General features: G+C 64.4%; 1 protein-coding gene. It reads left to right on the forward strand.

What is annotated here, in order from left to right; all coding sequences use genetic code 11:
- Window positions 1-23: 23 nt before the first annotated feature.
- Window positions 24-634, forward strand: a 611-nt coding sequence (gene pip, locus AACY08_RS27930; protein WP_339472333.1) for a prolyl aminopeptidase, incomplete at its 3' end; no start/stop codon positions are given.

Consider the following 634-nt stretch of genomic DNA (forward strand, 5'->3'; position numbering starts at 1 on the left):
AGCTCGAACCCTATGTGACCGGCATGCTCGACGTCGGCGATGGGCACAGCGTCTATTACGAACGCTGCGGCACCCCGGGGGCGACGCCGGCAGTGTTCCTGCATGGCGGGCCGGGTGGCGGCATTTCGCCAAGCCATCGTCGGCTGTTCGATCCGGCACGCTATGACGTGCTGCTGTTCGACCAGCGGGGTTGCGGGAAATCGACGCCGCATGCCTGTCTAGACGCCAACACGACCTGGCATCTGGTCGCCGATATCGAGCGGTTGCGTGCGTTGGTCGGGGTCGAGCAGTGGGTGGTGTTCGGCGGATCGTGGGGATCGACGCTGGGGCTGGCTTATGCCGAAACGCATCCCGAACGGGTACGCGCGCTGATCCTGCGCGGCATTTACACCGTCACCCGGGCCGAGCGAGACTGGTATTATCAATTCGGCGTGTCCGAGATGTTCCCGGACAAATGGGCGGGCTTCCTCGCGCCGATCCCCGAAGATCAGCGCGGCGACATGGTGCAGGCCTATCGCCGCATCCTGACTGGCGATGATGCGCAAGCGCGGCTGGAAGCGGCCAAGGCATGGACGATCTGGGAAGGCGAGACGATTACTTTGCTACCCGACCCCGCGTTGAGCGAGGCGTTTCA

This window comes from Pseudomonas sp. EL_65y_Pfl1_R83 (assembly GCF_963970695.1).
GTDB lineage: Bacteria > Pseudomonadota > Gammaproteobacteria > Pseudomonadales > Pseudomonadaceae > Aquipseudomonas > Aquipseudomonas tritici.